Below are 22,725 nucleotides of genomic sequence, written 5' to 3' on the forward strand. Positions count from 1 at the left end.
CGGCGGGGTCAGGCGGCGGCGTCGCGGGCGGCGAGGAGCGCCGCGGCGAGGCGTACGGGATCGCGGGTGCTGACCACCCAGAACGGGGTGGGGTCGGCGGGGTCGTCGAGCACCACCTGCACCGCCCCGGCGATCCACGGGCGCTGGACCACGAAGGCGAGCGGGTCGCCCCCGACGCCGAGAACCTCGCGGCGGCCCGCGGCGTCCAGGGGGACGGCGTCGGCCACGAACCGCACCGGCAGCCGGGCGTCGTCGACCCGCAGCTCCCCGTCGGCCACCGCGACCCGGATTCGCCCCAGCCACCACAGGGCGGCCGCCACAGCCGGCAGCAGCACCACGAACGGCAGCCAGCCGCGCACCCCGTCCGCGCCCATCCACAGCTCCACGGCGAGGAAGCCGCCGAGCGCCAGGCCGGCCGGCCAGGCCCACCACGGCAGGCCGAGCCGCTCCGCGTAGGCGGTGGTCACGGCGGCGGCGGGCGGCGAGGACGGCGATCTGCTCACTCCTGCAAGGGTACGGCGCACGGCGGGCGGTCGACCCGGCAGGATGGCAGGGTCACCCCGTGAACCGGACGGAAGAGGAAGACCGTGACCGACGACGTACCCGTGCCCGTACGGCTGCTCGACCATGGGCTGCCGCTGCCGGCGTACGCCCATCCCGGCGACGCCGGGGCCGACCTGATGGCCGCCGCGGACGTGGAGCTGCCCCCGGGCGGGCGGGCCCTGGTCCCCACCGGCGTGGCGATCGCCCTCCCGGAGGGGTACGTCGGCCTGGTGCACCCCCGGTCCGGCCTGGCGGCCAGGCTCGGCGTGACGGTGCTCAACGCGCCCGGTACGGTCGACGCCGGCTACCGGGGTGAGATCCTCGTCAACCTGATCAACCATGATCGGGAGGAGCAGGCGAAGATCTCCCGTGGCGATCGGATCGCACAGCTCGTTGTCCAGCGGGTGGAGCGGGTCGATTTCCGGCCGGTGGCCGAGCTGCCGCCGTCCCGGCGGGGCGCCGGCGGGCACGGCTCGACCGGTGGACACGCCGGGCTCGTCCCGCCGTCGGCGGACCGGGCCAGCGGCCAGCGGGAAGAGGTGGCAGGGTGAGCGCGAACAGCGGAGGGTGGGCGCAGTGATCTTCTCCCGAAAGCGGGCCGGTGGCGGTCGGCAGGACCGCGACGAGCGGGCCCCCGAGGTCCTGGACGGGCACGACGTCGAGACGTCGGAGCCGGAGCGCGGCCCGTACGACGTCGCCGACGCCCCGGACGGGGTGCAGCGGCTCGACCTGGGCAGCCTCCAGATCCCGGCGGTGGCCGACGTCGAGGTGCGCGTGCAGGCCGACCCGGAGGGCGTGATCCAGCAGGTCGTCCTCGTGCACGGCGAGAGCGCGTTGCAGCTCGGCGTCTTCGCCGCGCCCCGCTCCGACGGCATCTGGGACGAGGTGCGCGAGGAGATCCGCCAGTCCCTGTTCAACGACGGCGCCGCCGCCCAGGAGGTACAGGGCGAGTACGGCCCCGAGCTGCGCGCCCGGGTGCGCACCCCGGACGGCCTGACCGACCTGCGGTTCGTCGGCGTCGACGGCCCCCGTTGGATGGTCCGCGGCGTCTTCCAGGGCGCCGCCGCCGGCGACCCGGCTGCCGCCGGCCCGCTGGCCGAGTGCCTGGACGGGCTGGTCGTCGACCGCGGCCAGGAGGCCAAGCCGGTGCGCGAGCCGCTGCCGCTGAGGCTGCCCCGCGAGGTCGCCGAGCAGGCCGGCGAGCAGGCCGCCGAGGGCGCCCCCGGAGCCCCGGGCCCGATCGAGGCCTGACCTGGCGTCCGCCCGTGCCCGGGCCGGCCCGTCGGCGCTTTGCCGGCGGTCCGTCCCGGGCGGCCGGGTGGCCTTCCCCGCCCGCCGCTCGGCGTACGCTGGCGGGACGGCCCGGCAGGCGCGGGGCCGCCCCGGCCGTCGGCGCGGCCGGCCAGCGCAGGAGAGGGTGACGCTGAGGCCATGACGACCGACGAGGGCAGCAGGGTCTCGCTGCGGCGGCTCCTGCACCGGCTCACCGCGAGCGAGGCCGAGATCGAGGCGCAGGAGCTGCGCCGGGAGAGCGCGCAGTCCGGCGGCACGCCGGCCCGGCAGTGCATGCGCGGCCAGGTGGTCTCGGTCACCGGAAGGTTGCGTACCGTGGTCTACACTCCTCGGACCAACCTGCCCACGCTGGAGGCCGACCTGTACGACGGCAGCGACGTGGTGACCCTGGTCTGGCTCGGCAGGCGGCACATCGCCGGCATCGAGCCGGGGCGTCACCTGACCGCCCGGGGACGGGTGGCGGTGCGGGACGACCGCAAGGTCATCTACAACCCGTGCTACGAGCTGGAGTCGCCGAAGTGACGGCGCGAACGCCGGGAACGGGAGATAGAGACGCGATGACCACCGGACAGCACCGGACGACCGAACCGGGGACCGGCCCGGAGGACTCCGAGCGGCTGCCGAGCCTCGCCGAGCAGATGGCCGACCAGCTCGGCGGCTGGCGCGGGCTGGTCGAGTCCAGCATCCCGGTGGTCGTCTTCGTGATCGCCAACATCCTCGGCGAGCTGCGACCCGCGGTGATCGCCTCGGTGGCCGTGGGCCTGCTCATCGCCGGGCTGCGGCTGGCCCAGCGCCGGCCGGTGCGGCACGCGGTCAACGGCCTGGTCGGCATCGGCTTCGGCGCGGCGATCGCCTGGCGCACCGGCGACGAACGCGACTTCTACCTCCCGGGCATCCTCTACGGCATCGGGTACGGGCTGGCCCTGCTCGTGTCGGCGGCGATCCGGCAGCCCCTGGTGGGCTGGATCTGGTCGGTGCTGGTGGCCAAGGGGCGCTCGGAGTGGCGGGACGACCCGCGCCTGGTGCGCACCTTCACCCAGCTGACCGTGCTCTGGGGCGTGGTGTGGCTGGCGAAGGTCGGCGTGCAGGCCGGGCTCTACCTCGCCCACCAGGACACCGCCCTCGGCGTCGCCCGGCTGGCCCTGGGCTACCCGCCGTACGCGCTGCTGCTGCTGATCACGGTGTGGACGGTGCGCCGGGTGACCCGCGAGACCGCCGGCCCGGAGCCGTTGCCCGGGGCCTGAGCCGCCCACGCCAAGCACCTCGCCCGGCCCAGGGAGCCCGCTCAGCGCGCGCCGCGGGTCCGCTCGACGCTGTCCGGGCCCAGGATCACCGTGCGGACCTCGTCCTCCACCTCGGCGGTGCAGACGAAGACCAGCTCGTCGCCGGCCTCGATCGGGTCGTCCGGGCTGGGCACCAGCACCCGCTTGCCGCGCAGGATCGCCACCAGGGCGGCGTCCCGGGGGAGTGGCACCGCGTGGATCGGCTGCCCCACGTACGGGGCGGTCGGCGGCAGGGTGATCTCCACCAGGTTCGCCTCGCCCTGGCGGAACGTCATGAGCCGCACCAGATCGCCGACGGTGACCGCCTCCTCGACCAGGGCCGCCATCACCCGCGGCTTGCTCACCGAGACGTCGACGCCCCACTGCTCGGTGAACAGCCACTCGTTCTCGGCCCGGTTGACCCGGGCCACCACCCGGGGCACCGCGAACTCGGTCTTGGCCAGCAGCGACACCACCAGGTTGACCTTGTCGTCCCCGGTCGCCGCGACCACCACGTCGCAGCCGGCGATGTTGGCCTCCTCCAGGCTGGCCAGCTCGCACGCGTCGGCGAGCACCCAGTCGGCGGCGGGCACCCGGTCCGGCCGCAGCATCCGGGGCTGACGCTCGATCAGCATCACCTGGTGGCCGTTGTCGATCAGCTCCTGGGCGATCGAGCGGCCCACGTTGCCGGCGCCGGCGATGGCGATCCGCATCTTCAGTGCGCTCCTTCCGGCGGGCTCCCCGCCGCCGACGTGACCGACGCCATGATGTCGTCGGTGACCAGCATGAAGACCTGGTCGCCCTCCTGCACGACGGTGGACCCGGTGGGCAGCGTGCCGATGCCGAAGCGGGACAGGTACGCCACCCGTGCGCCGGCCGCCGCCTCGACGGCCCGCAGCGGCCGGCCGATCCAGTCCTTGTGCACCGGCACCTCGATGATCGACACGGTGCTGGTCGGGTCCCGGAAGATCTCGACGTTGCCCTCGGGGACCAGGTGCCGCAGCATCCGGTCGGCCGTCCACCGGACGGTGGCCACGGTGGGGATGCCCAGCCGCTCGTAGACCTGCGCCCGGCGCTGGTCGTAGATCCGGGCGGCCACCCGGGAGACGCCGAAGGTCTCGCGGGCCAGCCGGGCCGAGATGATGTTCGAGTTGTCGCCGCTGGAGACCGCGGCGAAGGCGTCCGCCCGCTCGATGCCGGCCTGCCGCAGCACCTCGCCGTCGAAGCCGGCGCCGGTGACGGTGACGCCGGCGAAGTTCGGGCTGAGCCGGCGGAACGCGTCGGCGTCCTGGTCGATGACCGCCACCGAGTGCCCCCGGGACTCCAGGCTCTGGGCCAGCGTCGAGCCGACCCGGCCGCAGCCCATGATCACGACATGCACGGTGTCCCTCCCAAAGCTGCGCGCACCCGCCCGGCCTCGCCGGTGACCTGTTCGACTGCGAGCCTGCCACGTCCGGGTCTCAGGCGGGGGACGACGGTACCGCGCCCTCCCACGACCCCGCGCTCCGCCACCCCCGGCGACCGCGGGGCGGTGGTCGTACCCTTAGCGCTTGTGGCCAGTCCCACCTCGCTGCTGAAGCGGCTGCTCGTCGGTCGACCGTTCCGGTCCGACCGGCTTCAGCACACCCTCCTGCCAAAGCGCATCGCGCTGCCCGTCTTCGCCTCCGACGCGCTGTCCAGCGTCGCGTACGCCCCGGACGAGATCCTGCTGACGCTGTCCATCGCGGGCGCGTCGGCGTTCGTCTTCTCGCCGTGGATCGCCCTCGCGGTGGTCGTGGTGATGCTGACGGTGGTGGCCAGCTACCGGCAGAACGTGCACGCCTACCCCTCCGGCGGCGGCGACTACGAGGTGGCCACGGTCAACCTCGGCCCCCGGGCCGGCCTCGCGGTGGCCAGCGCCCTGCTGGTCGACTACGTGCTCACCGTCGCCGTGTCGGTCTCCTCCGGGGTGGCCAACCTGGGCTCGGTGGTGCCGTTCGTGGCCACCCACAAGGTGGTCATCGCGGTCGGCGCGGTGGTGGTGCTCACCGCGATGAACCTGCGCGGCCTGCGCGAGTCCGGCACCGCGTTCGCCATCCCGACGTACGGCTTCGTGATCGTGATCGGCGGGATGATCCTCACCGGCCTGGTCCGGGTCTTCGTCCTGGGCCACGACCTGCGCGCCCCGAGCGCCGGCCTGGAGATCCAGGCCGAGCACAGCGTGACCGGGCTCGCGCTGATCTTCCTGCTGCTGCGCACCTTCTCCTCCGGCTCCGCCGCGCTGACCGGCGTGGAGGCGATCTCCAACGGGGTGCCGGCGTTCAAGAAGCCGAAGAGCCGCAACGCCGCCACGACCCTGCTGCTGCTCGGCACCCTTTCGGTGGGCATGCTGGTCGGCATCATCTGGCTGGCCCGGCTGACCCACCTCCAGTTCGTCGAGGACCCGGTCCGGCAGATCGTCTCCGGCCCCGACGGGTACGTGCAGAAGACCGTCACCGCCCAGCTCGGTGAGACGGTGTTCGGCTCCGGTTCGGTGCTGCTGTACGTGGTCGCCGGGGTGACCGCGCTGATCCTCTTCCTGGCCGCGAACACCGCGTTCAACGGGTTCCCCGTGCTCGGCTCGATCCTCGCCCAGGACCGCTACCTTCCCCGGCAGTTGCACACCCGGGGCGACCGGCTGGCGTTCTCCAACGGAATCGTCTTCCTGGCCGTCTCCGCAGTGGTGCTGATCGTCGGCTTCCAGGCCGAGGTGACGAGGCTGATCCAGCTCTACATCGTCGGCGTCTTCGTCTCGTTCACGCTCTCCCAGGCCGGCATGATCCGGCACTGGAACCGGCACCTGCGCACCGAGCGGGACGTCCAGGCCCGCCGCCGGATGATCCGGTCCCGGGCGATCAACACCTTCGGGATGGCGCTGACCGGCACGGTGCTGGTCATCGTGCTGCTCACCAAGTTCCTGCTCGGCGCCTGGATCGCCATCGTCGCGATGGCGCTGATCTACGTGCTGATGCTGGCCATCCGGCGGCACTACGACCGGGTCGCCGCCGAGCTGGAGCCGACCGAGGCCCGGGGCGTGCTGCCCGCCCGCAACCACGCCATCGTGCTGGTCAGCAAGCTGCACCAGCCGACCCTGCGGGCCGTCGCGTACGCCCGGGCCACCCGGCCGGACACGCTGACCGCGGTGACGGTGAACGTCGACGAGAAGGACACCCGGCATCTCCAGGCCGACTGGGAGCGGCGGGAGCTGCCGGTGCCGCTGACCGTGATCGACTCGCCGTACCGGGAGATCACCCGGCCGATCCTCGACTTCGTGGCCAACACCCGCCGGGAGTCGCCGCGCGACGTGGTCACGGTCTTCATCCCCGAGTACGTCCTCGGGCGCTGGTGGGAGAACCTGTTGCACAACCAGAGCGCGCTGCGGTTGAAGGGGCGGCTGCTGTTCGAGCCGGGCGTGATGGTGACCAGCGTGCCGTGGCAACTCGCCTCGACCGCCGGCAAGAACCTCGACCGGCTGGACGCGACGCTGAGCCGGAGCCCCGCCCGGGGCCCTCGGGTCGCCCCACGCAGCACCCTGCCGCCGCCGGCTCCGCCGGTGGCCTCCGCCCCGCCCGCTGAGAGCAACCAGATCGAGGGAGACCAACGATGACCGCAGTGGACGTGGGCGACGGCGACCGGCAGGGGCCACCGGACGCCGGACTGCCGGACACCGGGCTGTCGGAGGCCGGGCCGGGTGACGGGGAGCGGCGCGGGCTGGAGGAGGCCGAGCGGGTCGAGCTGACCGTCGACGCGGTCGCCCCCGGCGGGCACTGCGTGGCCCGGGTGGACGGCCAGGTGGTCTTCGTCCGGCACGCGCTGCCCGGCGAGCGGGTGGTCGCCGAGGTCACCGAGGTGCACCGGGGGTTCGTCCGGGCCGACGCGGTGGCGGTGCTCGACGCCGCCCCGGAGCGGGTCGAGCCGCCCTGCCCGTACGCGGGGCCCGGCCGCTGCGGCGGCTGCGACCTCCAGCACGTCGCGCCCCAGGCCCAGCTCGGCTGGAAGACGTCGGTGGTGCGCGAGCAGCTCAGCCGTCTCGCCGGCCTCACCGACGCCGAGATCGACCGGCTCGGCGTCGCGGTCGTGGCGCTGCCCGGCGGGCCGCTCGGCTGGCGCTCCCGGGTCCGCTACGCGGTCGACGCCGCCGGCCGGGCCGGGCTGCTCAAGCACCGCTCGCACGAGGTGGTGCCGATCGACCGCTGCCTGATCGCCCACCCGGCGATCCAGGAGCTGCCCGTGCTCGCCCCGAGCGGGGCCCGCTGGCCCGAGGCGGACGCGGTGGAGACCGTGGCCTCCACCGGCGGCGACGTCACCGTCACCGCCCTGGCCGACGGGGTGCCCACCCCGGTCGACGGTCCGCCGACGGTCCGCGAGGTGGCCGCCGGCCGGGACTGGACGCTGCCCGCGTCCGGCTTCTGGCAGGTGCACCCGGCCGCGGCGGACGCCCTGGTCGACGCCGTGCTCGACCTGCTCGACCCGAAGCCGGGCGAGTCGGCCTGGGACCTCTACGGCGGGTCGGGGCTGTTCGCCGCCGCGCTCGTCGGGCGGGTCGGCCCGGACTCCCGGGTCACCGTCGTCGAGTCCGCCGCGCCGAGCGTCGCCGCCGGCCGGGAGAACCTGCGGGACCTGCCCCGGGTCGAGGTGGTGGCGGCCCGGGTGGAGACCGCCCTGGCCCGTCGCCGGATCATCGGGCCGGTGGACCTGGTGGTGCTGGACCCGCCGCGCACCGGGGCGGGCGCGCAGGTGGTGCGGGACGTGCTGGCCGCCTCGCCGCGCGCCGTGGCGTACGTGTCCTGCGACCCGGCCGCCTTCGCCCGGGACGTGCGGACGTTCGCCGAGGCGGGGTGGCGGCTGGCGGAGCTGCGCGGCTTCGACCTGTTCCCGATGACCCAGCACGTCGAGGTGGTCGGGCTGCTGCTGCCGCCGGTCGCCGGGAAGTAGCCGGTCGTGCGGATCGTCGGGCTGATGTCGGGGACGTCGTACGACGGGGTCGACGTGGCCGCGGCGGAGTTCACGGTCGACGGCGACACCCTGCGGCTGCGTCCGTTGGGGTTCGCCAGCCTGGACCTCGACGACGGGCTGCGGGCGGAGATCGGGGCGCTGCTGCCGCCGAACCCGACCACGATCGAGGCGGTCTGCCGGCTGGACAACCGGCTCGGCGAGGTGTTCGCCGAGGCTGCGGCGCGCGGGGTGGAGCTGGCCGGCGGGCGGGTCGACGCGGTGGTCTCGCCCGGGCAGACCGTGTTCCACTGGGTCGACGGGGGCCGGGCGCGGGGCACCCTCCAACTCGGCACGCCGGCCCGGGTGGCCGCGCGGGTGGGCGTACCGGTGCTGTCGGACCTGCGGTCGGCGGACGTCGCGGCCGGCGGGCAGGGCGCGCCCCTGGTGCCGGCCTTCGACGCGCTGCTGCTGGGCGGCCTGGCCGGGCCGCCCCGGGCCGCGCTCAACCTGGGCGGCATCGCCAACCTCACCGTGGTCGTGCCGGGCGTTCCCGTCCTCGGGTACGACGTGGGCCCGGCCAACGCCCTGCTCGACGCGGCGGCCCGGCGGTTCCTCGGCCGCCCCTGCGACCTCGACGGGGCCCGGGCCGCGGCCGGCCGGGTGCACCCCGGGCTGCTGGAGCTGCTGCTTGCCGAGCCGTACTACGCCGCGCCGCCGCCGAAGTCCACCGGCAAGGAGCTGTTCCACGCCGGCTACCTGGACGACCGGCTCGCCGCGCTCGGGGGGCCGGTGGCCGCCGACGACGTGCTGGCCACGCTGACCGAGCTGACCGCCCGGACGGTCGCCGCCGAGTGCGACCGGCACGGGGTGACCGAGGTGGTGGCCGCCGGGGGCGGGGTGCGCAATCCCACACTCCGGGGCCGGCTGGCCGCGCTCGGTGGGGGCCGGTGGCGGCTGCGCGCCAGCGACGAGCTGGGGGTGCCGGCCCAGGCCAAGGAGGCGTACGCGTTCGCCCTGCTCGGTTGGCTCTCCTGGCACGGCCTGCCAGGGGCGATCCCGTCGGTCACCGGGGCACGGGAGGCGGCCGTGCTGGGCTCCTGGACGCCGTCCGGTCCGGCCCGCTCCGCGCCGCCGGTCGCCCCGCCCCGGCGGCTGGTGATCATGGCCTGACCGTTCCCCTGGTCAGCCGGGTGGTCGCCGGTCGGGCTGCGGACTACCGGACGGCCGATAGACTCTTCGCTCATGAGCGTTGAAGAGGACACGGCCAACCACGGCCGGCTGCTGGGCACGGTTCGGGGTCCGCAGGACGTGAAGCGGATGACCGCCGAGCAGCTGGACATCCTCGCCGCCGAGATCCGCGACTTCCTGATCGCCAAGGTCTCCCGCACCGGTGGGCACGTCGGGCCCAACCTGGGCGTGGTGGAGCTGACCCTGGCGATGCACCGGGTCTTCGACTCCCCCCGGGACCGGCTCCTGTTCGACACCGGCCACCAGGCGTACGTGCACAAGATCCTCACCGGCCGGCAGGACGGCTTCGACAAGCTGCGCCAGCGCGGCGGCCTCTCCGGCTACCCGAGTCAGGCCGAGAGCGAGCACGACCTGGTCGAGAACTCGCACGCCTCCACCGCCCTGTCCTACGCCGACGGCCTGGCCAAGGCGTACGCGCTGCGGGGCGAGCAGCGCAGCGTGGTCGCCGTGGTCGGCGACGGCGCGCTCACCGGCGGCATGTGCTGGGAGGCGCTGAACAACATCGCCACCGCCGGAAACCCCCTCGTCATCGTGGTCAACGACAACGGCCGGTCGTACGCGCCGACGATCGGCGGCCTGGCCGACCACCTCTCCTCGCTGCGGCTCAGCCCCGGCTACGAGAAGGTCCTCGACACCGTCAAGGACGCCCTCGGCTCGACCCCGCTGGTCGGCCGGCCGATGTACGAGGTGCTGCACGCGGTCAAGAAGGGCATCAAGGACGCGGTCGCCCCGCAGGCGATGTTCGAGGACCTGGGCATCAAGTACGTCGGCCCGGTCGACGGGCACGACCTGGAGGCGGTCGAGTCCGCGCTGCGGGCCGCGAAGAACTTCGGCGGCCCGGTGATCGTGCACGCCGTCACCCGCAAGGGCTACGGCTACCGCCCGGCCGAGGAGGACGAGGCGGACTGCTTCCACGGCCCCGGCGCGTTCCACGTGGAGACCGGCAAGCTGGTCGCCGCCCCCTCGGTGAAGTGGACCCACGTCTTCGCCGACGAGCTGGTCGCGATCGCCGACGCCCGGCCCGACGTGGTGGGCATCACCGCCGCGATGGCCGAGCCCACCGGAATCGCCAAGCTGGCCCGCAAGCACCCCGGGCGGGTGTACGACGTCGGCATCGCCGAGCAGCACGCCGCCACCTCGGCCGCCGGGCTGGCCCTCGGCGGGCTGCACCCGGTGGTGGCGGTCTACGCGACCTTCCTCAACCGGGCCTTCGACCAGGTCCTGCTCGACGTGGCGATGCACAAGCTGCCGGTGACGTTCGTGCTGGACCGGGCCGGGATCACCGGCCCGGACGGGCCGAGCCACTACGGCATGTGGGACATGTCGGTCTTCGGGGTCGTGCCGGGCATGCGGATCGCCGCGCCCCGCGACGCGGCGACCCTGCGCGAGGAGCTGCGCGAGGCGGTCGCCGTGGACGACGGCCCGACCATCGTCCGGTTCCCGACCGGCACCGTCGCCGCCGACCTGCCGGCCGTGCGCCGGGTCGGCCCGGTCGACGTGCTGGCCGAGTCGGCCAGCGCCGATGTGCTGCTGGTCGCGATCGGCTCCTTCGGGCACCTCGGCATGGAGGTCGCCACCCGGCTCGCCGAGCAGGGCTACGGGGTGACCGTGGTCGACCCGCGCTGGGTCCGGCCCGTCCCGGCCGAGCTGGTCGAGCTGGCCGCCGCCCACCGCCTCGTCGTCACCGTCGAGGACGGGGTCCGGGTCGGCGGGGTCGGCGACGCCCTCGCCCAGGCGATGCGGGACGCCGACGTCCGGGTGCCGCTGCGCGACCTGGGCGTGCCGGCCGACTGGCATCCGCACGGCACCCGCGCGCAGATCCTCGCCGACCTGGGCCTCACCGCCCAGGACGTCGCCCGGGACGTCACCGGGTGGATCACCCGCCTGGACGACCAGCAGGTCGAGCCGCTCGGTCTGCCGACCGGCCGCGGAACCGCCGCCCAGAACTGAAAGAAGGGGTGCCTTCTCGACGCCAGGCGTCGAGAAGGCACCCCTTCTCACCGCGCCTGCGTGCCCGAAGCTCGCCGGCCGGGTTCCGGTGCCGGGTCAGCTACCGGGTGCCGGGTGGAGCCGCCGCGGCGCCGGACTGGCCGTCTCCCGGACCACGACCGGCCGACCAGGAACGCGCACCCCGCGCCGGGCCGGCGTCAGCGGCCGCCGACCGAGCGGTAGTAGGTCTTCTCCGCGCCGGCCAGGCTGAAGGTGGCCTTGCTCACCGGCTGTGACACCACCACCAGCCCGGGGCGGTTGACCAGCCGGGGGGTGCCCGGCGGCACCGACAGCGAGCTGTACCGGCTGGACCGCCAGCTCAGCACCACCAGCGGCTGGCCCGGCACGGGCAGCACGTACGCCTGCAGGGTGTTGGCCCGGTCGGCCGGCGAGACCACCGGGTCGCCGCCGTCGGCCGGCCGGTACACCACCGCGGTCATGGTGCCCGCGTCGGTCTCCCAGCTCAGCTGCTCCAGGTCGGCCGGGTCGCCCCCGCCCAGCGCCACCTCGCCCAGGGCGCGGACGCTCACCTTCGCCATCGGCCAGGACTCCGGCACGGAGCGGGGCGCGTCCCTGTCGCCGATCCGGCGGGGGACGCTGCCGAACGGGCCGTGCTCGTCGGCGAGCACGCAGGTGTCCAGGCCGTCCAGCGCCCGCCGGCCCGAGCCGGTCTCGTCCCGGACCAGGGGGTACCGCGGGTCCGTGGTGGCCGTACCGAGGTCGAGCAGGCGGTCGGCGGCCCGGCCGCGCGGCAGCGACCGGGTGGCCCGCAGCGTCGCGGTCAGCGCCACGGCCCGGCAGGCCGGCACGTCCACCGGGTCGGTCAGCCCGTCGCGGCTGGACAGCGCCCGGCCCTTGGGGCCGAGCAGCCGTTCCACCCGGCCGGAGAGCAGGTAGCGACGCCCATCGTCGGTCTGCACGGGCAGCACGTCGGAGTAGACGAGGTAGCCGGGCTCGGTGTACTCGCTGGCCCGGTCGACCACGTACCGGTCGCCGTCGCGGGTCAGCTGGAGCAGCCAGGAGGCGCTCTCGCCGGGGACGTCGGCGGCCACCAGGGCCAGCGGGGCGCCGTCCACCTCACCGGACCACAGGATCCCGGACGAGGGCAGGTGCGCGCGGTCGTCGGCCGGCGTCCGCCAGGCCCGGACCGCCTCGGTGACCGCCGCCGTCGCGGCGCTGTCGCCGGCCAGCCGCCCCCGCGCGGGCCACACCCGCAGCGTCCCGTCCAGGCTGTCGTAGCCGACGGGAAGGACGTCCGGCTTCCGGTCGGCCACCGGCCCGCAGGCCGTGCCGGCCAGCAGCAGGGTGAGCAGTGTGGTGGCCGTCATGCCGCGCCGGCGGGCTGAAGCCACCTGTACGCCCCCGATCGCGTCGCCCGGTCGTGTTCGCGCCCCACATGGTACGAGACGCCCGGACCGCGCGGACCGGCACCTCGCGCCGTCCCGTGAGCTGCGGCGGAACCGACCACAAAGGACCGCCCGGTGATTTCGGGGCCTTCGCCGGCTCCGGTAGACTCCGCCGACTGTGACCCCTGCCGAGCCCCGTGGAGACTTCCCCCCGGTTCCCGACGCTCCCGTGGGGCCCGCCGCCCGGACAACGGTGGCGACCGCCGAGCCGTCGACTGCCGCGCGGCCCGTGGCCACCGAGCAGCCGGCCCTCGCCGATGCGCCGGCCCTCGCCGATGCCCCGGCCCTCGCCGACGCGCCGGCCGCACCGGCCGATGTCGACGCCGGGTCCGAGGATGTGGCTCGGGCCCCGGCGGAGCCGGGCGCGGCCCGCAAGCGGGGCCGGCGGTGGACGACCCGGCGGCGGGACCTCGCCGTGTACGGCCTCTTCCTGCTCGCCGCGCTCTGGGTGACCAGCCGGATCTGGGTCGACCCGGCGGGCCGGGTCGCGTCGCTGTACAGCAGCGACCCGGCGCAGGTGCAGTTCTTCCTCGCCCACAGCGTGCGGGTGGTGCTGCACGGGGAGTTCCCGTTCTACACCGACCAGTTCAACTTCCCCGACGGGGTCAACCTGATGGCCAACACGGCCATCCTGGCGCTCGGCATCCCGATGGTGCCGGTGACCCTGCTCTTCGGGCCGGCCGTGTCCTTCGTGGCGCTGGTCACCCTCGGCCTCGCCGGCACCGCCGCCGCCTGGTACCGGGTGCTCTCCCGGCACGTGGTGCGCACCCCGCTGGCCGCCGCCGTCGGCGGCTGGTTCTGCGGCTTCTCCCCGGCGATGCTCTCGCACGCCAGCTGGCACCCGAACATCATCAGCCAGTTCCTGCTGCCGTTCATCGTCTGGCGGGTGCTGGTGATCACCCGGTCGCGCCGGCCGGTCCGGGACGGGGTGCTGCTGGCCCTGCTGGTGGCCGTGCAGGCGTTCATCAACGAGGAGATCCTGCTCTTCACCGCGCTGGCCTGCGGGGTGTTCCTGATCGCCATGCTGGTGCAGCGGCCCGCGCTGTGGTCGGCGGCGTGGCGGCCGTTGGGCATCGCGGTGGCGGTGTGCGCCGTGTTGGCCGGGGCGCTGCTGGCGTACCCGCTCTACGTGCAGTTCGCCGGGCCGATGGCGTACCACGGGCTCAGCGACGCGGTCCGGGACTACGGCAACGACATCGCCGCCTTCTTCGCCCCGGGCTCGCCCACCCTCGGCGGCAACGAGCGGGCCAACGTCAACCTGGCCCCGAACTACTCCGAGGAGAACGCCTTCTTCGGCTGGAGCCTCGCGCTGCTGTCCGTCGGCATCGTGTTCTGGCTGCGCCGCGAGCCGGTGGTCCGGGCGCTCGCCGCGACCGGGGCGTTCTTCGCGGTGCTCTCCCTCGGCGAGCGGGTCTCCTGGTGGGACCGGGAACTGTTCACCGGCCCGTGGGAGCTGCTGGTGCGGGTGCCGCTGCTGGACGCGGTGGTGCCGACCCGGTTCGGGATGATCACCACGGCGGTGATCGGCGTGCTGCTGGCGCTCGCCGTCGAGCGGATCTGGTCGCTGCGGCCGGCCGAGACCCGGACCGTGCGGGCCCTCGGCGTCGGCGCGCTGGCGCTGGCGCTGCTGCCGATCACGCCGATGCCGCTGAAGGTCACCTCGCGCCCGGCGGTGCCGAAGTTCATCACCGCCGACCGGTGGCGCGAGTACGTCGGGGCGGACCAGACCCTGGTGCCGATCCCGGTGCCCAACATGGGCAACACCCACGGGATGCGGTGGGCCGCGTCCACCAACCTCGACTTCAAGATCCCCGGGGGCTACTTCCTCGCCCCGCGCAACGGCAACACGGGCGACCCGGGACGCTTCGGCGGCCGGCCCAGCGGGGTCGGCAAGCTGCTGGAGGAGGTGGCCACCACCGGCCGGACGCCGGAGCTGGACGACCGGCAGCGCCGCCGCTCCCTCGACGAGCTGCGGCACTGGCGGGCCGCCGTCCTGGTGCTCCCCGTGGGCCAGCACAACGCGGAGCCGCTGCGGCGTACCGTCGAGGAGCTGGTCGGCCCCGGGCGGCGTGAGCTGGACGTGTGGGTCTGGGACGTCCGGACGCTGACGGCCCCGACGGCCTGATGGCGGCCCCGGTCGCGCCCGCCCCCGGCGACCCGGAGGAGGCGGGCGGGCCGGAGCCGGCCCGGAACGCGGAGCCGGCCGGTGGGTCCGTCCCCGGCGGTGCGTCGGCCGGCCGCCGTCCCCGGCGGGTGCGGGGCTTCGACGTCGCGGTGGTCGCCGGCTACCTGGGCCTGGCGGCGCTGCTCACCGGCGGGCAGTGGGGGCGCCCCGATCGGCTGTTCCACCAGGACAACGACCAGATGCTGTTCGAGTGGATGCTGGCCCGGGGGGCCCGCGCCGTCACCGGGCCGGAGAACCCGCTGCACAGCGCGGCCCTGAACGCGCCGGACGGGGTCAACCTGATGGCCAACACCTCGGTGCTCGGGCTGGGCGTGCCGCTGACCCCGGTGACGCTGCTGCTCGGCACCCAGCAGGCGTTCCTGGTGGCGGTGGTCGCCTACCTCGCCGGCACCGCCACCGCCTGGTACGTCCTGCTGGCCCGCCGGCTCGTCGGCTCCCGGGTCGCCGCCGCCGTCGGCGGCCTGGTCTGCGGCTTCGCCCCCGGCATGGTGGCCCAGGCCGGGGCGCATCCGCACTCGCCGTGGTGATCGTGAGCTGGCTGTGGCGTCGTCCGCTGGTCCGGGCGCTGGCGGTGGTCGGGGTCGGGGCCGCCCTGTTCTCCCTCGGCACCACCGTCCGGGTGGACGGGATGTCGACCGGGCTGCCCGGGCCGTACCGGCTCGTCGCCGGGGTGCCGCTGCTCGACCTGGTGGTGCCGGCCCGGTTCGCGCTGGTCTGCGTACCGGTGTTGGGGGTGCTGGTCGCCCTGTCCCTGGACCGGATCCGGTCGGCCGCCGCCGCTCCCGGTGACGGCCCGGCCGGCGGGCCCGCGGTGCCGGTGCGGCTGCTCTGGGGCGGCGCGGTGGCCGCCGCGCTGCTCCCGCTCGCGCCCACCCCGATCCGCACCGTGCCGGCGTGGCCGGTGCCGGCCTTCGTGGCCGACGGCGGCTGGCGGGCGTACGTGCCGGCCGGCCGGACGCTGGTGCCCGTGCCGCCGGTCACCGGGGCCGGGGTCAGCCCGGCGACGTTCTGGTCGGCCCGGACCCGGCTGGCGTTCACCGCCCCGGGCGGCTACTTCATCGGCCCCCGCGCCGCCGACGACCCGACCGCCCGCTGGGGCGCCCCGGACCGTCCGACGGCCCTGCTGCTGCGCCGGGTGGCCGAGACCGGACAGGTGCCGGTGCTGACCGACGAGGACCGCCGGCAGGCGGCGGTGGACCTGCGGCACTGGCGGGCCGCCGTGCTGGTGCAGGGCGGCCTGGACCGGGGCGAACCGGTCCGCCGCACCGTCGACCAGCTCGTCGGCCCCGGCCGCGAGATCGACGGCGCCTGGGTGTGGGACGTGCGCGGCCTGGTGGGCTGACGCCCCGGGCGGGGCCGCCTTCCGGGGCGCGGAGGGGAGGAAAAGGTGACCCCTTCGCCACCTGTCAGCGCGACCCGGCGTCTGGTTGCCTGGTGGACGACGATGGTCCACCAGAGAAAGCAGGACGTCATGGCTATCCTCCGCCGAGCCCTCGCCGTCTCCGCCGCGCTCGCCGCCGCGGGCGCCGGGGTTCTGGTCAACGCGTCGCCGGCGCTGGCCAGCACCCCGGCCAGCTGCTCCAGCGTCCGCCAGATCGGCACCACCCGGGTGCTGACGGTGGGCGGCATGGAGGCCGCGTCGGTCAAGCAGTACTACGGCTGCGGCTACAACTACGCCTACATCTACGTCTGGGAGCAGTACCGCAACACCCACTCGAACTGGGACCTGTACGTCCACGTGATCGACCACTCGGACAGCGGCTCGGACTACGGCGTGGGCGAGCTCAACAACACCACCCGGTCGGAGCTGTGGGGCAAGCCGGCCAACACCGCCGCGCACTGCACGCACGTGACCGGCTACCTGAACTCCACGGGCGGCTCGACCAGCACGGTCTGCTGACGTCGTCCCCGGCCGGGGTGCGCCCGACCGCGCCCCGGCCCGCACCTGCACCCTGATCCGACGAGAGGACCCAATGAGCGTCACCCACAAGCTGGCGAGCGTCGGCACGGTCGCCGCGCTGGCCGCAACCGCAGTCGCCGTCACCGGCGCGCCGGCCCAGGCCGCCGCCTACAACGGCGCCTGCGGCAGCGGCTACAGCGTGATCGACAAGATGGACGCCGGCAACGGCCGGGGAACCATCTTCCTGACGTACAACAGCGGTTGGAACTGCGTCGTCACCGTCACCAACACCCCCGGCACCAAGAAGTTCATGTCGGCGATGGTGGAGCGGTCCGGCGCGGACTGGGTGAAGGACGAGGGCACCTACAGCCAGTACGCCGGCCCGGTCTACGCGTACGCCCCGAACGACTGCGTCGACTGGGGTGGCATCGTCGGCGACAAGTACATCCGCATGATCGAGTGGAACGACCACTGCGGCTGAGCCCACGCTTCACCCGGCCGGCGGTCCTCCCCCCAACCGGGGGACGGGCCGCCGGCCGGCCGTGGGCGGCTCAGCCGACCAGCGGGCGGACGTCCCACAGCCAGACGTCGTCGACCCGTTGCGCCGGGCCGAGCAGGGCGGTCATCAGGTCGCGCAGGACCGCCTCGCGGGGGTGCGCGCCGAGGACGACCACCGACGCCTTCCAGTAGCGCAGGTCCTCGACCGCCTGGTGGCGGTTCTCGTCGGTCAGCGGCGGCAGCGTGCCGGCGTCCATCGTGGAGTAGACCAGGGTGCTGGTCGGCCGGTTCGGGGCGCCGAAGACGCCCTCGCCGTCGGCGTTTGGGCCGATGAAGTAGCCGCCGGGGACCGGGAACGCGTGCCCGGTCAGCGCGCTCCACCGCAGGGTGGGCAGGCCGTGCACGTTGCTGGGGATCGGCACCGGCACCAGGGTCCGGCCCGCCGGCACGTAGGGCCGCCAGCCGCCGGCCGTGATGAAGCGCGGCGGCGGGTCGATCTGCTGGGCCGGCAGCGGCCGGGGCACCAGCGGCAGCACGGCGAGCGCGACGGCGGCGTACCCGACCGGGCGGAGCCAGCGGCGCGCGCGGGCCGGGCCGGACGTGGGGCCGGTCCGGGTCCCGGCGGCCTGCGCCGGGGCCGTCGAGCCGGTGGTGCCAGCGGAGGAACGGGGGGCCGGCACCACCGGCGCGGGGGCCTGCGCGGTGCGGGCCAGGGCATCCCAGGCCAGGGCGAGCAGCACGCCGAGGGCGGCGGCCACCACCAGCGCCATCCGGGTGGGCATCATCATCTCCACCAGCGGCAGGTCGTCCGAGATGTACGCCCACGGCCCGTCGATCGTGGTCTCCGCGCCGTCGAAGCGCACCACCGGGCCGATCGAGGCGACGGTGAAGACCACCACCAGCACGGCGACGATCCGGGCCGCCAGCGACCGGCGGACCAGCAGCACCAGCGCGACCAGCGCCACCAGCACCAGCGGCCAGCCGAACCAGCTGTTCTGCTCGGTCAGACCGATGGTCTTCTCCACCGCCTCGTCCCCGGCGGCAGTGTCCCGGGCGAACGTCACGAAGGCCACCAGGTCCTCGCCCCAGTTGTGGAACACCCCGCCCTGTAGGCCCCGGTAGGACTGCGGGCCGTTGAACTGGAACCAGATCGGGTACGCCGTGAGCAGCAGCGTCAGCCCGCCGCCGAGGCCGAGCGCGGCCAGGAAGCCGCCGGCCCGCTGCCGTGCCGCCCGGGGACGCTGCACCGCGTACGCGGCCACCACCACCAGCAGGCCCAGCGCGGTCAGCAGCAGCATCTCCTCGTTGATGAAGATCTGGTACGCCACCAGCAGGCCGAGCACCACCCCGTCACGCCGCCAGCTCCGCCCCGGCTCACCGAGCCGCAGCACCCGGGCCACGATCACCGGCAGCAGGTAGTTCGAGACGAAGTTCGGCTGCCCGTTGGCGTGGTGCACGATGCCGGGCGCGAAGCCGAGGAACGCGCCGCCGACGAACGCCGCCGCGCGCGAGCGCACCAGGTGCCGCGACAGCATCCAGTACGACGTGCCGGCCGTCGCGGCGAGCGCCCCGCCGAGGTAGAGGGCGTACGTCACCTGCGGCCCGAACAGCCACGTCACCGGGGCCAGCGGCAGGGTGGCGCCGAGCACCGACGTGTTCGCCATCATGTTCACCCCGTCCGGGGCGTTCTGCCGCATGGAGAACAGCGGGTTCTCCAGGTGGCGCAGCGAGTACGCGCCGTGCGAGAAGAGCCACTCGAACCAGCTGTGGTCGGTCGGCAGGTGCGACGACACCCGGTGCTGGACGTCCCCCCAGTAGTTCAGGCACACGAGAACGCCGAGCAGCACATAGGCTCCGATGGCCAGGGCATCGGCGCGGGTCGGTCGCCGCCGGGGCCGACGCGGTGTGCCCGTGTACGCCCCGTCGGGTGCGGCCGTCGCGGCCCGCGGCGCGACGGGTACGGGGTCGGAGTTCAGCGAGGGGTCTACCACCGGCACAGCCACGACGGGCCATCGTACAGACGTCGACGCGTCATGCCGGCCGGCCGGTGTGCCCCGGCGCCGACCGGGCGGGCCGGCAGCCGAACCGGGGAGGAACACCAGTGGCCGTCATCGACCTCGGCGAGCTGCGCGGCGACGTCACGCCGGGCCCGCCGCCCCGCCCGTCCCTGGCGGTGGGCCGGCCGCTGCGGGTGGCGCTGGCCGGGGCCGTCGCCCTGCTCACCCTGGCCTCGTCCGCGCCGGTCGCGCGGCCCGTCCCGGCGGTCGTCGTCGCCCGGCCTGGCGCCGAGGTCCGCGTCGCTGGCGGCCGGCTGTACGTGGCGGACCCGGAGACGTCATGGGGCGGGACGCGCGAGGTGACCGCCTACGCGACCCCGGCCGGCGCGGGTGGTGCCCTGCGACCGCTGTGGCGCACCTCGGCACCCGGCGGGGAGGGGCGGTTCGGGGTGCAGGAGCACGGCGGGTTCGTGCTGATCACCGGGGGCCGGGACGGCGGAGGGGCCGAGACGGCCGCCCTGGACGCGGCGACCGGGAGGCAACGGTGGCGGCAGCCCGGCTACCCGGTTCCCACCGTCGGCGGCGGGCTGCTCCTTCTCATGCAGGGCGACGAGACGACGGCCGGCCTGCGCGGGGTGGATCTGCCGTCGGGGCGGCTCCGGTGGTCGGCTTCGGTGGACCAGGGCCGGATGGCCTACCGCCACCGGGGCGCGGAGGTCGACCAGGTCGTGCTGATCCCCGAGTCCGGGCGGATCGAGGTGCGGGACGCCGGGTCCGGGGAGGTCCTTCTCACCGGCGATTCGCGTCCCGCCGGATACCAGGGCGCCGGCCTCGCCGGGGACCTGCTGCTGGTGAGGGCCGCCAACGGGGTGGCGGGCGGCGACCGGGTCACCGCGTACGGGTTGGACGCGCTGGACCGGCGCTGGGAACTCGACCTGTCCCCGAACGAGTACCTGGCGGAGTGCGGCCACCTGCTCTGCGTCGGAGGTCGGGAAGCCGGGCTGTCGGCGCTCGACCCGGCGACGCACCGGCCCAGGTGGGTCAACCCGCGCTGGCAGTGGATCTTCGCGGCCCGGGGTGACCGGCTCCTCGCGGCCAGCAGAGCCCGCGTGGGGGACATGGAGCTCGCCGTGCTGGACGCCGCCACCGGGCGGACGGTCGCCGAGCTGGGGGGTTGGGATCCGGTGCCCAACCAGGGCCCGGACGAGCCGCTGTTCGGCACCCGGCGCACCCGGGAAGGCGGGCTGCTCGTCGCCGAGCTGGACCCGGCGCGGGCGGTGGCCCGGTGGCTCGACGTGCTGCCCGACGTGATGGGGGAATGCTTCTCCAGCGGCCGGGACCTGCTCTGCCGCCGCCAGAGCGGGGCGTACGGCTGGTGGCGGCTGCCCCGGTGACCCCCCGGTGCGGGGTCACCAGTTGGGCTGGGCGGGCGGTGGGGGTAGCGGCACGTCGGGCGGCCGGATGACGTAGACGATCCCGCCGCTGCCGCCCAGCCAGGCGGCCTCGAACCGGTCCCGGCCCACGGTGCGGCGCACGCCCGTGTCGTCGGGAGCGTACGGGTCGTTGAGCACCGGGTCGCCGTCGGCGGTGAACCCGACCAGCACCACCAGGTGCCCCCTGGTGTCGTAGTCCAGCCCCGGCACCTCGCCCCGGCGGAACGCGGCGGAGAGCACCAGCGGCACCCCGGCGGCCACGAACGCCCCGGCCTCGGCCAGCGACCGCAGCCGGGTGACGAACGCGTCCACCCCGTGCCCACCGGCGTACGCGGTGTTGAACGACCAGTTGCCCGCCCCGTCGAAGGCCGGGTCGTAGCAGTGCCGGGCGGCGTGCACCACCACCGGCCGGGGGCCGGGCGGCGCGACCCAGGCGTACCGGTCGGGGGTCGGGCCGGCGCCCCAGTGGTCCAGCACCATCGAGACGCTGGTCGGGCTGCACCAGGAGTCCCCGCCGCCGCCCCAGCGCCCCGCGTGCCCGCCGTGCAGCCGCTGCGAGTACCGGGGCACGTCCAGCACCCGGCCCCAGCCGGCCCGGTCACCCTCGGCGGCCCGGTGCGTGTCGACCGGGGTGGCCGGCTGTGGGCCGGAGGCGACCGCGCCGAGCGCGCGCAGCACCGGGGTGGCGGTGCCGCCGGCCGGCCGCAGCAGCGTCACCCGGGCCTGCCAGCCGGTGACCGTCGCGCCGGTGACGACCAGGGTGTCCGTGTCCACCCGGGCGTCGGCGCCCTGCTGGCCGGGCACGGAGGTGCGGCCGAAGGGCTCGTCGTCGGCGGCCCAGCGGCCCAGCGTGTACCAGTCGGTGGCCGGGGCGTCGGCGTGCCAGCCGCGCAGCTCGACGAGGACGCCGCAGCCGTCGGGGGTGTCGGCGGCCCAGGAGGGGACCACCTCGGCGACGGGGAACCCGGTGGACACCGGCGGCGAGGTCCAGCTCGCCGTGTCGTACCGGCGGGTGGGGTCGTCGGGGTGGGCGAGCCGGCCGGTCGGGGCGGCGATGACCGCGCCGGAGGCGTCCGCGCGGACCCCGTTGCCGACCCCGGCGGCCAGCTCGGCCGGGAGCCGGAAGCGCCGGTGGACGACGTCCCGCCGGGTGGTCGGGGCCAGTCCGGTCATCGCCGCTCCCTCCGCCGCAGATCAGCGCCGGGAAGCATCCCGTACCCGGAGATTTTTTGCAACGCCGGAGCGGCCGGCGGTCGGCGGCGCGGGCGGCGCGACGCCGGTTTGGTGGCCGGCACTAGGTTTGTCGGCAGTTCAGCCGGCGGGGAGGTCGGGTATGCGGGTACTGGTGGTCGAGGACGAGCGCAACCTCGCCGACGCGATCGCGCGTGGGCTGCGCAAGCGCGGCATGGCGGTCGACGTCGCCTACGACGGGAACTCGGGCCACGAGATGGCCTTCGTCACCCGGTACGACGTGGTGGTGCTGGACCGGGACCTGCCCGGCATGCACGGCGACCAGATCTGTGCCGAGCTGGCCGCCTCCGGCACCCTGACCCGGGTGCTCATGCTCACCGCCAGCGGCACGGTCGCCGACCGGGTCGAGGGCTTGCAGCTCGGCGCGGACGACTACCTGCCCAAGCCGTTCGCCTTCGACGAGCTGGTGGCCCGGGTGCAGGCGCTCGGCCGACGGGCCACCCCGGCGGCCCCGCCGGTGCTCGCCGTCGCCGACCTGGAGCTCGACCCGGCCCGTCGACTGGTGACCCGGGGCGGCGTGCCGGTCGACCTGACGAACAAGGAGTTCGGGGTGCTGGCCGAGCTGCTCAAGGCGCGCGGGGCGGTGGTCTCCAGCGAGGAGCTGCTGGAACGGGTCTGGGACGCCAACACCGACCCGTTCACCACCATCGTCCGGGTCACCGTGATGACCCTGCGCAAGAAGCTGGGCGACCCGCCGCTGATCGAGACGGTCGTCGGCGCCGGCTACCGCACCGCCGAGGGGTCGGCGTGAGCGCCCCGACCCGCCC

21 protein-coding genes are annotated in these 22,725 nt (G+C 75.1%); 15 read left to right on the forward strand and 6 right to left on the reverse strand.

The window, feature by feature from the left end; genetic code table 11:
• Positions 1 to 8 precede the first annotated feature (8 nt).
• A complete protein-coding gene (locus GVV04_RS14110) occupies positions 9 to 503 on the reverse strand; it encodes a DUF3093 domain-containing protein (RefSeq protein ID WP_328822372.1) in 495 nt (164 codons plus the stop codon).
• An 84-nt stretch (positions 504 to 587) separates the two neighbouring features.
• Between GVV04_RS14110 and dut the strand changes: the two genes are divergently transcribed.
• The 4 genes from dut to GVV04_RS14130 all read left to right on the forward strand — a co-directional run bounded on the left by dut (position 588) and on the right by GVV04_RS14130 (position 3,080).
• Positions 588 to 1,094, forward strand: coding sequence for a dUTP diphosphatase (dut, locus tag GVV04_RS14115; RefSeq protein ID WP_161688232.1), 507 nt, complete (start codon positions 588 to 590; stop codon positions 1,092 to 1,094).
• Between the two features lie 25 nt (positions 1,095 to 1,119).
• Positions 1,120 to 1,794 (forward strand): DUF3710 domain-containing protein, encoded by a 675-nt coding sequence (locus GVV04_RS14120; protein ID WP_161688234.1) that lies wholly within the window; start codon positions 1,120 to 1,122, stop codon positions 1,792 to 1,794.
• 180 nt (positions 1,795 to 1,974) lie between these two features.
• Positions 1,975 to 2,358, forward strand: coding sequence for an OB-fold nucleic acid binding domain-containing protein (locus GVV04_RS14125; RefSeq protein ID WP_161688236.1), 384 nt, complete (start codon positions 1,975 to 1,977; stop codon positions 2,356 to 2,358).
• Positions 2,359 to 2,393: 35 nt separating this feature from the next.
• On the forward strand, positions 2,394 to 3,080 hold the full coding sequence (locus GVV04_RS14130) for a DUF3159 domain-containing protein (RefSeq protein ID WP_161688237.1): 687 nt from the start codon (positions 2,394 to 2,396) through the stop codon (positions 3,078 to 3,080).
• A gap of 41 nt (positions 3,081 to 3,121) precedes the next feature.
• Here the strand turns inward: GVV04_RS14130 and GVV04_RS14135 are convergent, their stop codons facing one another.
• Together GVV04_RS14135 and GVV04_RS14140 are read right to left on the reverse strand one after the other, a co-directional pair.
• Positions 3,122 to 3,811, reverse strand: a complete 690-nt coding sequence (locus GVV04_RS14135) for a potassium channel family protein (RefSeq protein WP_161688239.1) — start codon at positions 3,809 to 3,811, stop codon at positions 3,122 to 3,124.
• Between the two features lie 2 nt (positions 3,812 to 3,813).
• Complete coding sequence (locus GVV04_RS14140; protein WP_161688241.1) at positions 3,814 to 4,479, reverse strand: potassium channel family protein; 666 nt, start codon at positions 4,477 to 4,479, stop codon at positions 3,814 to 3,816.
• Between the two features lie 171 nt (positions 4,480 to 4,650).
• On the opposite strand from GVV04_RS14140, the gene GVV04_RS14145 reads away from it, so the two are divergent.
• The 4 genes from GVV04_RS14145 to dxs all read left to right on the forward strand — a co-directional run bounded on the left by GVV04_RS14145 (position 4,651) and on the right by dxs (position 11,249).
• Entirely contained in the window at positions 4,651 to 6,723 is a 2,073-nt protein-coding gene (locus tag GVV04_RS14145; RefSeq protein WP_161688243.1) for an APC family permease, read from the forward strand.
• Positions 6,720 to 8,051, forward strand: a complete 1,332-nt coding sequence (locus tag GVV04_RS14150; RefSeq protein ID WP_161688245.1) for a class I SAM-dependent RNA methyltransferase — start codon at positions 6,720 to 6,722, stop codon at positions 8,049 to 8,051. The genes GVV04_RS14145 and GVV04_RS14150 overlap by 4 nt, the downstream gene beginning before the upstream one ends.
• 6 nt (positions 8,052 to 8,057) lie before the next feature.
• A complete protein-coding gene (locus GVV04_RS14155) occupies positions 8,058 to 9,221 on the forward strand; it encodes an anhydro-N-acetylmuramic acid kinase (RefSeq protein ID WP_161688247.1) in 1,164 nt (387 codons plus the stop codon).
• A gap of 72 nt (positions 9,222 to 9,293) precedes the next feature.
• Positions 9,294 to 11,249, forward strand: coding sequence for a 1-deoxy-D-xylulose-5-phosphate synthase (dxs, locus tag GVV04_RS14160; RefSeq protein WP_161688249.1), 1,956 nt, complete (start codon positions 9,294 to 9,296; stop codon positions 11,247 to 11,249).
• Positions 11,250 to 11,446: 197 nt separating this feature from the next.
• Here the strand turns inward: dxs and GVV04_RS14165 are convergent, their stop codons facing one another.
• The gene (locus GVV04_RS14165) at positions 11,447 to 12,640 is read right to left on the reverse strand and encodes a hypothetical protein (protein WP_161688251.1); all 1,194 of its coding nucleotides are present in this window, start codon (positions 12,638 to 12,640) and stop codon (positions 11,447 to 11,449) included.
• Between the two features lie 283 nt (positions 12,641 to 12,923).
• Between GVV04_RS14165 and GVV04_RS14170 the strand changes: the two genes are divergently transcribed.
• The 5 genes from GVV04_RS14170 (at position 12,924) to GVV04_RS14185 (ending at position 17,260) form a co-directional block, all read left to right on the forward strand.
• Positions 12,924 to 14,819: a hypothetical protein gene (locus tag GVV04_RS14170; protein ID WP_407938793.1), complete on the forward strand. Its 1,896-nt coding sequence runs from the start codon at positions 12,924 to 12,926 to the stop codon at positions 14,817 to 14,819.
• Positions 14,777 to 15,406 (forward strand): hypothetical protein, encoded by a 630-nt coding sequence (locus GVV04_RS33095; protein WP_235966003.1) that lies wholly within the window; start codon positions 14,777 to 14,779, stop codon positions 15,404 to 15,406. Before GVV04_RS14170 ends, GVV04_RS33095 begins: the two co-directional genes overlap by 43 nt.
• Positions 15,403 to 16,221 carry a hypothetical protein gene (locus GVV04_RS33100; RefSeq protein WP_235966005.1) on the forward strand — a complete coding sequence of 273 codons (819 nt, stop codon included), beginning with the start codon at positions 15,403 to 15,405 and terminating at the stop codon, positions 16,219 to 16,221. Before GVV04_RS33095 ends, GVV04_RS33100 begins: the two co-directional genes overlap by 4 nt.
• Before the next feature lie 129 nt (positions 16,222 to 16,350).
• The gene (locus GVV04_RS14180) at positions 16,351 to 16,779 is read left to right on the forward strand and encodes a hypothetical protein (RefSeq protein ID WP_161688255.1); all 429 of its coding nucleotides are present in this window, start codon (positions 16,351 to 16,353) and stop codon (positions 16,777 to 16,779) included.
• 73 nt (positions 16,780 to 16,852) lie between these two features.
• Positions 16,853 to 17,260: a spore-associated protein A gene (locus GVV04_RS14185; RefSeq protein WP_161688257.1), complete on the forward strand. Its 408-nt coding sequence runs from the start codon at positions 16,853 to 16,855 to the stop codon at positions 17,258 to 17,260.
• Between the two features lie 70 nt (positions 17,261 to 17,330).
• On the opposite strand, the gene GVV04_RS14190 is transcribed toward GVV04_RS14185, so the two are convergent.
• Complete coding sequence (locus GVV04_RS14190) at positions 17,331 to 19,280, reverse strand: hypothetical protein (RefSeq protein WP_161688259.1); 1,950 nt, start codon at positions 19,278 to 19,280, stop codon at positions 17,331 to 17,333.
• A 98-nt stretch (positions 19,281 to 19,378) separates the two neighbouring features.
• On the opposite strand from GVV04_RS14190, the gene GVV04_RS14195 reads away from it, so the two are divergent.
• The gene (locus tag GVV04_RS14195; RefSeq protein ID WP_161688261.1) at positions 19,379 to 20,668 is read left to right on the forward strand and encodes an outer membrane protein assembly factor BamB family protein; all 1,290 of its coding nucleotides are present in this window, start codon (positions 19,379 to 19,381) and stop codon (positions 20,666 to 20,668) included.
• A 15-nt stretch (positions 20,669 to 20,683) separates the two neighbouring features.
• Here GVV04_RS14195 and GVV04_RS14200 read toward each other — a convergent pair whose 3' ends face one another.
• Entirely contained in the window at positions 20,684 to 21,880 is a 1,197-nt protein-coding gene (locus GVV04_RS14200; protein ID WP_161688263.1) for a C39 family peptidase, read from the reverse strand.
• Positions 21,881 to 22,040: 160 nt separating this feature from the next.
• Between GVV04_RS14200 and GVV04_RS14205 the strand changes: the two genes are divergently transcribed.
• Entirely contained in the window at positions 22,041 to 22,709 is a 669-nt protein-coding gene (locus GVV04_RS14205) for a response regulator transcription factor (protein WP_161688265.1), read from the forward strand.
• Positions 22,710 to 22,725: the final 16 nt, after the last annotated feature.

It is taken from the genome of Micromonospora rubida, from assembly GCF_009908295.1.
In the GTDB taxonomy this organism is placed as follows: Bacteria; Actinomycetota; Actinomycetes; order Mycobacteriales; family Micromonosporaceae; genus Micromonospora; species Micromonospora rubida.

Bases quoted from the DNA above. Each gene is read 5' to 3' on its own strand.
- GVV04_RS14200 (WP_161688263.1), bottom strand. From the start codon at position 21,880: ATGACCGGACTGGCCCCGACCACCCGGCGGGACGTCGTCCACCGGCGC.
- GVV04_RS14205 (WP_161688265.1), top strand. From the start codon at position 22,041: ATGCGGGTACTGGTGGTCGAGGACGAGCGCAACCTCGCCGACGCGATC.
- GVV04_RS14125 (WP_161688236.1), top strand. From the start codon at position 1,975: ATGACGACCGACGAGGGCAGCAGGGTCTCGCTGCGGCGGCTCCTGCAC.
- GVV04_RS14130 (WP_161688237.1), top strand. From the start codon at position 2,394: ATGACCACCGGACAGCACCGGACGACCGAACCGGGGACCGGCCCGGAG.
- GVV04_RS14135 (WP_161688239.1), bottom strand. From the start codon at position 3,811: ATGCGGATCGCCATCGCCGGCGCCGGCAACGTGGGCCGCTCGATCGCC.
- dxs (WP_161688249.1), top strand. From the start codon at position 9,294: ATGAGCGTTGAAGAGGACACGGCCAACCACGGCCGGCTGCTGGGCACG.
- GVV04_RS14180 (WP_161688255.1), top strand. From the start codon at position 16,351: ATGGCTATCCTCCGCCGAGCCCTCGCCGTCTCCGCCGCGCTCGCCGCC.
- GVV04_RS14150 (WP_161688245.1), top strand. From the start codon at position 6,720: ATGACCGCAGTGGACGTGGGCGACGGCGACCGGCAGGGGCCACCGGAC.
- GVV04_RS14185 (WP_161688257.1), top strand. From the start codon at position 16,853: ATGAGCGTCACCCACAAGCTGGCGAGCGTCGGCACGGTCGCCGCGCTG.